The sequence below is a fragment of the Pseudomonadota bacterium genome (assembly GCA_039815145.1).
Lineage (GTDB): Bacteria > Pseudomonadota > Gammaproteobacteria > Steroidobacterales > JBCBZW01 > JBCBZW01.
The window spans coordinates 1-12,088 of record JBCBZW010000142.1; the positions used below are offsets into that span (position 1 = coordinate 1).

Below are 12,088 nucleotides of genomic sequence, written 5' to 3' on the forward strand. Positions count from 1 at the left end.
CCAGCGTGGTCACCGCGGCGAACGTGACGAGTGACTCCAACGGCGATGGTGTGGACGACACGGCCGTCAGCCAGTTTGAAGTGCGCGGCGGCGGCACGCTCTTGCGCTTTGACCTCACGCAGACGGTATCGGCATCCGAAGGCAATCGCGCGATCGTGCGCCAGGACTACACGATCACCAACCTCGCCGACTCGCCCGCGGCCTTCGAAATGGTGCGCGCCTTCGACGGCGATCTCGTCTGGCTCACCGCCGACTTCGGCGACGACGAAGTCGGCACGATGGGCATCGGGGGCAACCTCGGTACCTACGTCTACCAACAGGAAGCCGACGCGCCGGGGGACACGGCCGTCACCCTCAGCGGCACGACGGGCGATGTCTACTACGGTGGCAAGAACGGCATCGAGCCGCCTGATGGACCGCCGCCCTTTGGCTTCGGCACGGACGTGCAAGTGTGGGATGCCTTCGGCGTGCCCGACAGCTGGCGCACCCTCATCGCTGGCGTCGGCTACGAGACCAACGGCAACTCGGGCGCTTTCCCGCCCGGCGTCGTCGATCCTGCCGATGGCTTCATCGGCACCGAGTACACGGTGTCCTTGGACGCGGGCGCATCGGACACGATCACCGTGATCCACACCTACGGCGGCAACGAGCCTGCCGGTTGTGCCCTCAACATCGCCCTGGACCGCAACGTGGCCCGGGCGGGCTCCGTGGTGGCCTTCGACCTCGACATCATGCACAACCGCAAGGACACGGTGCGCGTGCCCTTCGAGGTGAGCCTGCAGACCGCCGATGGCCGCGTCCTCGCGTCCAAGCGGAGTCGCTCGCAGGTGTACCGCTTCGGCGATCGCGTGCAGCAGCGCGGGTTCCTGGAACTGCCCTCGATCGTGGCACCGGGCCAGTACCGCGTGGTGGTCGGGATCAACGGCATGCAGCAGGAGATCGCACTGGCGTCGCAGCCGCTGCGCATCGTGCGCTGATCTAATCTAGGAGGAGCCTCAAAGGCCCCTCCTCGCCGTCAGGCGGGGAGGGGCTTTTTTGTGGCCGCGCGGTTCAGTCCTGGACGATGTCCACGATCTGATTCGGCGTGAGCGGACCGCGTACGTCCCAGACGTTGCCCGGCGTCTGCGGGCCGTTGGGCCAGTCGATGGCCGCGAGGATGCGGGTACCGGGCTCGATCTGGCCGAGGCCGAAGGTCATCCAGGGGCTGTCCATGGAGAGAAAGCTCGAGCCCGCGTAGATCTCGCGCACCTGGATCGTGCGGTTCGGCGGCTCACCCACGATCAGCAGCACACGTGCGCCCACCGCGTCGCGGTTGGTGTCGACGCCGTTGCCCTGCAGACGCAGGGTGATCCACGCGTTGTCGTTCACGGTCTCGTTGCGCAGCAGCACCGGCGTGCCCGTGAGCTCCGGGGAGCGGCCGTCGCCGTCCCAGCTGTCGGTGGCGACGAGGATGTCGACGCGCCCGTCGTTGTCGTAGTCCGCCGCGGCCACGCCCGAGGTGTACCAGTCCGACATGTCGACGGTAGTGTCCGCCGTGTAGTCGGCGAAGATCGGCGTCGGCGGATCGTTCATCAGCAGCACGCCGGGGTTGTTCGGGCCCGTGCCCTCGAGCGGCGGTGGGCTGCCGCCGAAGAAGAGGTCGGCGCGGCCGTCGAGGTCGAAGTCCTCACCCACGGCGCCCCAGCCGAAGTAGTCCGCCGGGCTCGGGCTCGGGCCGTTCAACTGCGTGAGCTCGGCCACATCGTTGTAGCGGCCCTGGCGCGCGGACCAGTGGTACAGGGCGTGGGGACGCTGGCCGTTGCCTGTATTGGTGATGAACCAGTCGATGCCGAGGTCACCGTCGAAGTCGGCGCCGGTGATGCACATCCAGGCGCTCTGCGGCTCCAGGCCCACCTGGTTGGTGATGTCGTCGAACAGCACCGTGCGACCCACCGCGTCGATGCCGCGGTTGTGGTAGAGCTGGATCGGCGTCGGGCCGAAGGTGGTGAGCACGCCGTTGACCACGAAGAGGTCCATGCGGCCATCCCGATCGTAGTCGGAGAAGGCGGTGGCCAGGGCGCCGTATTGTGTGTCGCCGATGATGGACGAGTCGGTGATGTCGCGGAAGCGGATCTCGCCGTTGCCTGAGCGATTCAGGTACAGCCGGCTCTTGTGCAGCTGGATCGTGGGATCGTCCTCGAAGCAGCCGTTGGGCGGTGAGCAGCCGATGCCGCGGGTGCCGCTGGCGGTGACGAAGAGGTCGAGCTTGCCGTCGCTGTCGATGTCGCCGAAGGCTGCGCTCATCGTGGTCTCGAAGCCCGTGAGGCCCACCGCTTCGTTATCCGCTTCGACGAAGGTGTAATCCGGCGCGCCCTGGTTGATGAAGAGGCGCACGCCCGTGTCCACCGTCTGCACGCCGGTCAGGGGGTCCTCGCCGAGCATGCCGCCATCCCCGGTGAGGAACAGGTCCTGGTCGCCATCGTTGTCGATGTCCGCGGCGATCGCGCCCGAATCACCGGCGCCTGAGGTGACGCCCTTGGCGGCGGCTACGTTGAGGAAGGTGCCGTCGCCCTGGTTTTCGAACAGGGCGTTCTCGAAGCCGACCCGGCCCGCGACCTCGCCCGTCGCGTCCTTGCCGTTGGTGAGGTAGAGGTCCAGGAGACCGTCGTTGTTGTAGTCGAACCAGGCTGCGCCAGCGAGCCCATCGCCGCCGAAGCCGTAAGAGAAGTGTTGAAAGCTGGTGAGTCCGGAGGACGCCGAGGCATCGGCGAATTGCACGCGCTCGCTCGCGTGCGCCCCGCCAAAGGCGAGTGTCGCTGCCGCGGCAACGCACCACCGTGTCGTTGTATTCATCTTTAGCTGAAGACCCTAGTTAACGATTGAAGCACCTTATGTCTACCGCGCCGGACGTTTCGATGCCACGCGATCCGCCAAGCGTGAATCCAAATTATTGTCACCTTGCGGTGCAGTCAATACATAACGCTTGGGGAGGGGCTAGATCGTCGCCTGAGAGAGGGCTTGGTGCGATGCCATACTAACGCTAGGGATAGGTTGCACGCTTGCTGCCCCATCCAGATGTTGTCTTGATTCTGTTCAGGGAAGCGCAGCCGATTCCCCGGTGGTATCGGTGTCATCGGGGTCGATGCCGCAACTGCACATCGCCACTCGGGAGAATTCGATGCTTCGTGGGTCTTCTATTCCGTGAATTTACAGATTACATTCGGTGCACCGGCGGCATGGGAGCTACCGGACCAAACCTCAAACGAAAACTAATCGGGGATCACAATGAAGAGAATCCTTCTGGCACTGGCTGCACTGACGCTTTCCGCTGGTGCCGCTAACGCACAAATCGGCCCGTACTGCATCACCTTCGACAACTTCTGCGACAGCATCACCATCGACGCCGGCGAGTCTGGCGGTTCGTGGGACATCTTCTGTGACGGCGGCGCCGGCGCAGTGAACATCGATAACGTAATCCCGCTGGCGGCGGGCGCTCGCGGCGTCATCTGTGGCACCCCGGGCAACTTCGCTTGCGGCGGCTTCGATGACTTCAGCTTCGTCTTCAAGGGCGGCGTGTCCGGCTTGTTCAACCTGTTCGGCCTGACCACTGGTATCACCTACCAGGCGGATCAGCCGTACACGGTTATCCCGGGTGCTTGCACCTTCGCTGCTCGCGGCAATCTGCCCCGCTTGATGGACTAATCAAGCAGCTCTCCACGCACTTGCTTCTTGCGAGTTGCGCGGGAGTGGAAAAGGGCCTCCTTCGGGAGGCCCTTTTTTTTCGTGCGCGCACCGCACCAACGTACGCTGTTTGCAGCAGCCTGCTAGACTCGACTAGGCATACACCACAACGATAATCGGGGTTCACGATCAATGTTTGCTAATAGAATCGCTAGTATTGCGCTGCTGGGATGCGGCGTACTTACCTGCGCCGGTGCCTTTGCGGCGCCGACTATCACCAGTGTCTCGCCGACCGCCCAACGTGTGCATGAGCGCATCATCCTGCGCGGCAGCGGCTTCGGCACCTACCAGCCCGGCGTCAGCGGGGTCACCTTCGCCGCGGCCGGCGGCGGCGCCGTCACGGCCGGTGGCGTGCCCTACGTCTGGCGCGACGACTACATCTCCATCCGCGTACCGGCGGGCGGCACCAACGGCCCCGTCAGCCTCGGCGGCGTGCAGGTGAGCGTCACCATGGCGGACGGCACCTCCGCACCCATCGCCGCGGAGATCATCAGCGCCGGCGGCGCCACCTTCGACCTGTTCGAAAAGACCCGCCTGGACGATGACTTCGACGTCTCCGGCTTCTTCGGCGACGGCAATTTCAACACCGCGCGCACCAAGGATGCAGACGTTGCGGACATCAACGGCGACGGCTACCCCGACATCATCGACAACAACTCCAACAACCAGGGCAACGGCACCCACGAGGTGCTGCGCATCAACCGCCTCGGCTTGTACTTTACGCCCATCAACTTCGAGCCGGTGAACGCGGCCGACACGGACGGTCCCTTCGTGACCACCGTGCTGCCCGGCGGCAACTTCGTCGGCGACGCCGTCGCCTACGATGCCGACTTCATCGACCTCAACAACGACGACCTGCCGGACTGGGTGCAGGCGGCGAGCCAGGCCAACACCTTCGTGCGCGTGGTGATGAACAACTTCAACGGCATGCCGGGCCGCTTCGTCGAGGACTCGACCGCCTGGTTCCCGAACCCTGACTTCCCGAGTGGGTCACCCGATGACATCGGTCACTGGGACGTGAACTTCGACGGCTTCGTCGATGTCCTCGCGGCCTTCCGCTTCAGCACCCGCGGCCAGGTGTACATCAACGGCGGCGGCACCACCTTCAGCGACACGGTCACGGCCAGCGCACCGAGCGGTTCCATGCACGATGCGTTCTTCACGGACTTCAACGACGATGGCTTCCCGGATGTGGTGCTGGTGAATGAGAGCGGCGATGCCGCCCTGTTCCGCCACAACGGCCAACTGCCCGTGCCGGCCTTCGTGTTCAACGGTTTCCTCGACGCCACGGGCTTCGCAGGCTCCGCCGGTGACCTCAACGCGGACGGCCTCGACGACATCATCATCGTCGGCTCCTTCAGCTCGGTGGTCTTCATCAACAACCCCCTGGCCCCCGGTAACTTCACCCGTCGCGTGCTGCCCGGTGCCGAGCAGTTCACCTACGATGTGGAACTGGCCGACATCGATCTCGACGGCGACATCGACGCCATCGGCACCTCCGTGGTCACCAACCCCAACGACAACATCCGCGTCTGGGTGAACGACGGCAACGGTAACTTCACCAACGCCACGGATCCCGGCACGGGCGTCGTGTTCCCGGACAACGGTGCCTATCAGCGCATGTCCGCGGACGTGATCGACATGGACCTCGACGGCGACCTCGACATCTACATCACCGGCGCCGATGGCACCGGCGTGTTCGGCTTCGGGGCGGTGGCTAACCAGTTTTGGGAGAACCGCGCCCTGGGCCTCTCCATGGATCCCACCGGTAGCTGCCCGGGCGTCGTCAACTTTGACGGAACCGGCGCGACGCCGGGGGCGCGGGTGATCGTCCTGCGCAGCGACGGCCTGCGCGCGCGGGAGTTGCCGGCGGCCAGCCCCTGTCCCGGGCTCCCGCTGGGCCTGGACAGCATCAACGTGCTGAACGTGTTCACGGCGGACGGCAACGGTAACTTCGGTGGGGATCTCAACGTGCCGGCGCCGAACTGCGGCAGCTTCGTGCAGGCTGTGGAACTCGCCTCCTGCCGTGGGTCCAGCGTGGACTCCCTGCCCTAGGGAGCTTGCGTCTCTGACGGATTGCGGCGGTGGCGATCGCCACCGCCGCAACGGGGACAGGTCACCACCAGCGTGCTCAAGTTCGGCCGCCGCCGCGGCAAGTACGGTCGCTGTCTCCTGTGTGAGCGCGAACGCCCCCTCACCTTCCATCACCTGATTCCGCGCAAGCTCCATCGCCGCCCGTACTACCGAAAGCACTACTCGCGCGAGTTCTTGAACCTAGGCATCGACATCTGCCGTCTGTGCCACGATGGCATCCACGACCTCTACGACGAGAAGCGCCTGGCCAAGGAGTTCGCCTCGCTCGAGGCGCTGCGCGCGGACGAGGCGATCAGCCGCCACGTCGCCTGGGTGGCGAAGCAGAAACTCTAGGCTGCGCGCGTAGCGGTGGGGTGGCGTACCATCGGCGCCATGATTCCCTTCGACAACACCTACGCTCGCCTGCCCGAGCGGTTCTACGCCCACCAGCCCCTGCGCGGGGTGCCGGCGCCTAGCATCCTGCGCCTGAACGAACGGCTCCTGAAGGCGCTAGGCACCCTGGACAGCGCCGCCCTCGGGTCTCGCGAGGGCGCGGCTGTGCTCGCCGGCGCGGCGGCGGCGCCCGGCGCCGAACCCATCGCCATGGCCTACGCTGGCCACCAGTTCGGCCATTTCAATCCCCAGCTAGGCGACGGGCGCGCCGTGCTCCTCGGCGAGTTCCTGGCCGGCGATGGCACACGCTACGACCTGCACCTGAAGGGCTCCGGTGCCACCGTCTTCTCCCGCGGCGGCGATGGCCGCGCCGCCCTCGGGCCGGTGATTCGCGAGTACGTGGTGAGCGAGTTCATGGCGGGCCTGCGCATCCCAACCACGCGCGCGCTGGCCATCGTGCGCACCGGCGACACGGTACTGCGCCAGCGCGGACCGGAGCCGGGCGGCGTGCTGGTGCGTATCGCCGAGTCGCACGTGCGCGTGGGCACCTTCCAGTTCTTTGCCGCACGCCAGGATCTCGAGTCCCTGCGCACGCTCGTGGACTACGTGGTCCGGCGCCACTATCCAAGCTTGAGCGATCACCCAACGCCGGCGCTGGGTCTCTTCGAGGCCGTCTGTGAGCGCCAGGCGGAGCTGGTCGCGCGCTGGCAGCTCGTCGGCTTCATCCACGGCGTGATGAACACGGACAACGTCTCCATTGTCGGCGAGACCATCGACTTCGGCCCCTGCGCGTTCCTCGACGCCTACGAGGCGAATAAGGTATTCAGCTCGATCGATCAACGTGGCCGCTACGCCTATTCCAATCAGCCGATGATCGGTGCCTGGAACCTCGGTCGTTTGGCGGACACCTTGCTGCCGCTGATCGACGAGGATGAGAAGCGCGCGATCGCAGCGGTGGAGGGGGTGCTCGATGGCTATGTGAAGCGCCTGGGCACGGTCCTCGCGGCCGGGTGGCGAGCCAAGGTGGGGCTTGCCCTGGAGCAGCCGGACGACCAGTCGCTGGTCGGTCGCCTGCTGGAGGCGATGGAGCAGGGCAAGGCAGATTTCACCCGCACCTTCCGTGCGCTGAGCGCCCTGGGCGCGGAAGCGGACACGAAGGATGATGCCTTGCGCGCGGAGTTCGTCAGCACCAAGGCCATCGACCCGTGGCTCGCTGACTGGCGGGCACGCTTGCAAGCGGAACCCCAGGGCGATGCCCTGCGCCAAGCAGCGATGACGCGGGTGAACCCCGCCTTTATCCCCCGCAATCACCAGGTGGAGCACGCGATTCGAGCCGCCTACGACGCCGAAGACTACACCCGACTCGACGAGCTACTGCAGGTGGCGCGCGATCCCTTCACCTGGCGCGACGCCTACGCGCACCTGGCGCTGGCGCCCACGGACGATGAGGAGGTGCGGCAGACCTTCTGCGGTACCTAGGGGGAATCACCACACGACGCGGCTGGAAGACGCGTGCAACGAACTCAGCGTGTCACCGGCCGCAGTGCGATGGGACCGAACTGCGACGCGTAGGCGTGAATCGCAGGGGATCCGCCCAGATGCATGAGCAGTATCCGGGCGCTCTTCTCGAAGCGACCCTCGGCCGCCAGGTTCAGGAGTCCACGGATCGCGCGGCCTTCGTAGACGGGGTCCGCGATGAGTCCCTCGCTTCTGGCTAGCGACCTTATCGCCTCGATGATCGCCTCATCCGGCACACCGTAGGCGTTGTCGTTGGCGGGGACGATGTCGACAGCCTGATCGGTAACCCTCGCGGTCAGCCCCAGCGTCTGCAACGCTGCGTTGGCGAGTTCGAGTACGCGCGCCTTCTTGATGGCTGTCTCGTCATCATCGGACACGCCGATGACGCGGGTCTCGACGCCGAGCGCCGCGAACCCGGCTAACAAACCCGCTTGCGTGCTGCTCGAGCCGGTGCAATGAACGAGGTAGTCGAACGCGAGCCCGGTGTTCGCCATCTGCGCAGCGATCTCCGCGGCACAGCCCACGTAGCCCATGCTGCCGAGTCGATGCTCCGAGGCGCCGCCCGGGATCAGGTAAGGGGTGTGGCCCTCGCTCCTCAGGCGATCCATGAACGCCTCGAGGGGGCCCTGGTCTTCGATCGGGCGTTCCGTCTCATCGACGTACAGGTCCGCGCCCAGCAGGTGGCTCAGGAGCAGGTTGCCGACCTTGCGATACTCGGGGCCGGCATCTCGAGTCCATGCGCAATGCAGGAGTGCGCACTTGAGTCCCGCCTTGGCGGCGGCCGCCGCCGTTTGCCGCGTGTGATTCGATTGAATGGCGCCGACGGTGACCAACATGTCGGCGCCTTGCGCGAGCGCGTCGCCGACCAGGTACTCGAGCTTGCGCGTCTTGTTGCCGCCGCCCTCGAGGCCTGAGAGGTCATCTCGCTTCATCCACAGGGTGGGGCCGCCGAGCGATCTGCCGAAGTTGGGCAGCGCTTGGATCGGCGTTGGCAGCAGCGCCAGGTGAGTGCGCGGCAGCTGCTCGAGTCTCGCGAGGAGATCGCTCAACGCGCTGGCATCAATCATGTGGTGGTCTCAAGGAGATGCTCGCTCATCGCGCCTAGGCGAGGTGGGTCTCGCCTTCGAACCGGGTGTGGGTCTCGCCGCCCACCCAGAGTTGTTCGGTGGCGTCCGCCTCGATGTGAATGCGTCCCTCGCAGCCGAGGGCCGTGCCCTGACTTGCGAGGTACGGGGCCTCGAGTCTGCCGCTGCCCACCAGCCATTGGGCGATCGAGGCGTTGAGGCTGCCCGTGACCGGATCCTCACGCAGGGCGCCCGTGTGGTCGCTGAAGAATTCCCTTAGCTCGACGGCTGCCAGCTCGTCGGCCGTGTAAGGGCCGACCACGCCGATATCGATCCGCGTCGGGTGGGCGCTCGCGGGCTTCAACGCCAGCACGTCCTCCGCGCTGGGGAGCAGGATACCGGCCCAGCCCGGGCCGTTGTCGCACCAGGCCGCATCGACGATCGCGTCTTGGACGATGCCGAGCACGCCTGCGATTTCCGCGAGCTTCGTGGGATCGAGGGGGCCGGAGCGCTCGAGGGGCGGCGCGGCGAAGCTAAGACGCCCCTGCGGGCTACGGCGCAAGCGGACCAGGCCGGCGCCGCACTCCTGCACGATCTCATCCTCGCTCTGCGGCACACCGCCGGCGCGCAGCCACGCGTGGGCCGTGCCCAACGTGGGGTGGCCTGCGAAGGGCAGCTCCCGCTCGAGGGTGAAGATGCGCACGCGGTAATCCGCCTTCGGCTCCGTGGTGGGCAGCACGAAGCAGGTCTCGGAGAGATTTAGCCAACGAGTGATGCGCTGCATCGTGTCGGTGCCGAGCGACGCATCGGCGAACACCACCGCCACGGGATTCCCGGCGAAGGCACGGGGGGAGAACACATCGACGATTTGGAAAGGGGTTGTCATCGCGAGTTCGGCGCCTCTCGTCCCGATGTCACCAGAAAATAATGACGCCGCACGGGCGCCGCATGATAGGGTCTGCGAACAACTCTAAAGGAATGGGGGTTCCAAATAATGGACTTTCGCAACTCGCTCCCCTTGGCACTTGCCACAGGGATAATTCTCGCCAGCATGGCTGCGCCACAAGCCGAGGCAAGCCGCTTCGGTCGCAATGGCTTCAGCGGTAACCCAGACACTAACGGTGGCAGTGATTGCACCGTGTGCCACGCACCGGGTGCACCCGTGCCCTTCGTCACCATCACCGGCCCCGCCACCGTGGACGCCGGTACCAGCAATACCTACACGGTCACCATCGCCGGTGGTCCGGGGGTGACCGGTGGCCTCAACGTCTCCGTGTCGGATGGCATCGGTGAACTCGTGCCGGGCGACGCCACGACCCAGATCATCGAGGGCGAACTGGCCCACACCGAGCCGCAGGCCTTCAGTGGCGGTCAGCTCGTCTTCACCTTCGACTGGACGGCACCTAACTACGATACGGATGCCATCCTCTACGCGGCCGGTAACTCCACCACCGGCAACCTCGACCTCGCCGGCGACGGTGTGGGCACCAACAGCTTGACGATCACCGTGATCAACGGCTTCGAGGATCCGCCCCCGCCGCCCCCGCCGCCCAACCCGAGCGTCATCGAACTGGTGGCCCTGGCGGGCGGCTTCAACGCGCCCGTCGCCCTGGCTAACGCCGGTGATGAGCGGCTCTTCGTGGCCGAACAGCGCGGTAAGGTGCGCCTGATCGACGGCAACGGCCAGGTGCCGCCCGCGGACTTCCTCGATATCGAGGACCGCGTGAAGTTCAACAACAGCGAGGAGGGCCTGCTCGGTATCGCGTTCCACCCGGACTACGATCAGAACGGCTTCTTCTACGTGAACTACATCTTCGATCCCGGCCCCGGCCTCGATCGCACCCGCGTCTCGCGCTTCCAGGTCACCGGCGATCCCAACGTCGCGGACCCGAACAGCGAGCTGGTGCTTGTGGAGTTCGAGCAGGACTTCAGCAACCACAACGGCGGTGACCTCAAGTTCGGCCCCGACGGCTTCCTCTACATCGCCTCCGGCGATGGCGGCAGTGGCGGTGACCCGAACGACCGCGCCCAGAGCCCCGTGACCTTGATGGGCAAGATCCTGCGTATCGACGTGGACACCCCGCCAGGTCCTGGCAACTCGCCGGACTGCACCCTGGTGAGCGAGGCCAACTACGCCATCCCGGCGTCGAACGCCTTCAATGATGGCGCCGGCGGCGCGGGCTGTGACGAGATCTACGCCCTCGGTATCCGCAACCCCTGGCGCATCAGCTTCGACCGTGACACGGGCGATCTGTGGATCGGCGATGTGGGCCAGAACGACGTCGAGGAGATCGACTTCGTGACCGCCGGTGCTGGCGGTGGCCTGAACTTCGGCTGGCGCTGCTTCGAGGGCTCGCAGGAGTTCGACCTGAGCGATTGCAACGGCAGCTATGTCGACCCGGTCTTCGAGTACCTGCACGCGGTCGATGGCAACTGCTCGGTCACGGGCGGCTTCGTCTATCGCGGGCAAGACTTCCCGGCGATCCAGGGTCAGTACTTCTTCTCCGACTTCTGCAACTCGTCGATCCGGTCCTTAGCGGGTCCGGTGAACGATCTGATCGAGACGGTGGTACTTCCCGCGGGTCAGGTGCTCTTCACCACCTTCGGCGAGGACAACCGCGGTGAGCTGTACGGCGCCGACTTCCTGAGCGGCACGATCTTCCAGATCACGGCGGAAACCGTCGAGGACATCCCGGGCGATGTGGACGGCGACGGCGATGTCGACCGCGTGGACCTGCGCGAGATCTTCCTCGCCCTGGGCACGCTGGCGGATGGTCCGGACGATCCCCGCGACGTGGACGGCAACGGCTTCATCACCCGCGCCGATCTGCGTGACGCCGTGCAGAACTGCACCAACCCCGGGTGTGCCGTGAGCTAAGGCCGCTACTCGTCGTGATGTCTTGGGGGCGGCGTCCTGCCGCCCCCTGCTTTGCTTAGGGAAGCTCTGCACAAGTCCGCCCACCATACCCGCGCACCAGCGACGCGAGCTCGGCGTTGCGCAAAGTCACCTGTAGCTGCGGCTACAGGTAACATAAGACGAAGCACATGGATTTATTGGTCATGTAGAAGGCTCTGTGAGCACTGCTGCGCACAAAAGCAGGCGCAGTTAACGTTTTTCGAGACCCGAGTCTAATGTTCTAGCCCCACGTGCAAGATATGTCCGACCTGTACGAGACAGAATTGACATGGATTTATTGGTCTCGTTAATGCAGCTTCATCCTGAGAGAATTTCTATTGTGCACTGAAGAGCAACAATACATACAGAAGACAACATTACGTTCACTCCTGTAGCATTATTAGCGATCGGTCAAGATCGATCG

9 protein-coding genes are annotated in these 12,088 nt (G+C 65.4%); 6 read left to right on the forward strand and 3 right to left on the reverse strand.

Going from position 1 to position 12,088, the window contains the following annotated elements; translation table 11 throughout:
• The coding region (locus tag AAF184_21715; protein ID MEO0424968.1) for a hypothetical protein at positions 1 to 977 on the forward strand (977 nt) is incomplete at its 5' end.
• A gap of 73 nt (positions 978 to 1,050) precedes the next feature.
• Here AAF184_21715 and AAF184_21720 read toward each other — a convergent pair.
• A complete protein-coding gene (locus tag AAF184_21720; GenBank protein MEO0424969.1) occupies positions 1,051 to 2,757 on the reverse strand; it encodes a CRTAC1 family protein in 1,707 nt (568 codons plus the stop codon).
• A gap of 507 nt (positions 2,758 to 3,264) precedes the next feature.
• Here AAF184_21720 and AAF184_21725 point away from each other — a divergent pair.
• The 4 genes from AAF184_21725 (at position 3,265) to AAF184_21740 (ending at position 7,665) form a co-directional block, all read left to right on the forward strand.
• The gene (locus AAF184_21725) at positions 3,265 to 3,681 is read left to right on the forward strand and encodes a hypothetical protein (GenBank protein ID MEO0424970.1); all 417 of its coding nucleotides are present in this window, start codon (positions 3,265 to 3,267) and stop codon (positions 3,679 to 3,681) included.
• Positions 3,682 to 3,852: 171 nt separating this feature from the next.
• Entirely contained in the window at positions 3,853 to 5,775 is a 1,923-nt protein-coding gene (locus AAF184_21730; protein ID MEO0424971.1) for a VCBS repeat-containing protein, read from the forward strand.
• A 72-nt stretch (positions 5,776 to 5,847) separates the two neighbouring features.
• Positions 5,848 to 6,147, forward strand: coding sequence for a hypothetical protein (locus AAF184_21735; GenBank protein ID MEO0424972.1), 300 nt, complete (start codon positions 5,848 to 5,850; stop codon positions 6,145 to 6,147).
• 39 nt (positions 6,148 to 6,186) lie between these two features.
• Complete coding sequence (locus AAF184_21740) at positions 6,187 to 7,665, forward strand: YdiU family protein (GenBank protein MEO0424973.1); 1,479 nt, start codon at positions 6,187 to 6,189, stop codon at positions 7,663 to 7,665.
• A 44-nt stretch (positions 7,666 to 7,709) separates the two neighbouring features.
• Here AAF184_21740 and AAF184_21745 read toward each other — a convergent pair whose 3' ends face one another.
• Positions 7,710 to 8,771, reverse strand: coding sequence for a D-cysteine desulfhydrase family protein (locus AAF184_21745; protein MEO0424974.1), 1,062 nt, complete (start codon positions 8,769 to 8,771; stop codon positions 7,710 to 7,712).
• Positions 8,772 to 8,805: 34 nt separating this feature from the next.
• Positions 8,806 to 9,654 carry a PhzF family phenazine biosynthesis protein gene (locus AAF184_21750; protein MEO0424975.1) on the reverse strand — a complete coding sequence of 283 codons (849 nt, stop codon included), beginning with the start codon at positions 9,652 to 9,654 and terminating at the stop codon, positions 8,806 to 8,808.
• A 165-nt stretch (positions 9,655 to 9,819) separates the two neighbouring features.
• Between AAF184_21750 and AAF184_21755 the strand changes: the two genes are divergently transcribed.
• Positions 9,820 to 11,646 (forward strand): PQQ-dependent sugar dehydrogenase, encoded by a 1,827-nt coding sequence (locus tag AAF184_21755; protein MEO0424976.1) that lies wholly within the window; start codon positions 9,820 to 9,822, stop codon positions 11,644 to 11,646.
• Positions 11,647 to 12,088: the final 442 nt, after the last annotated feature.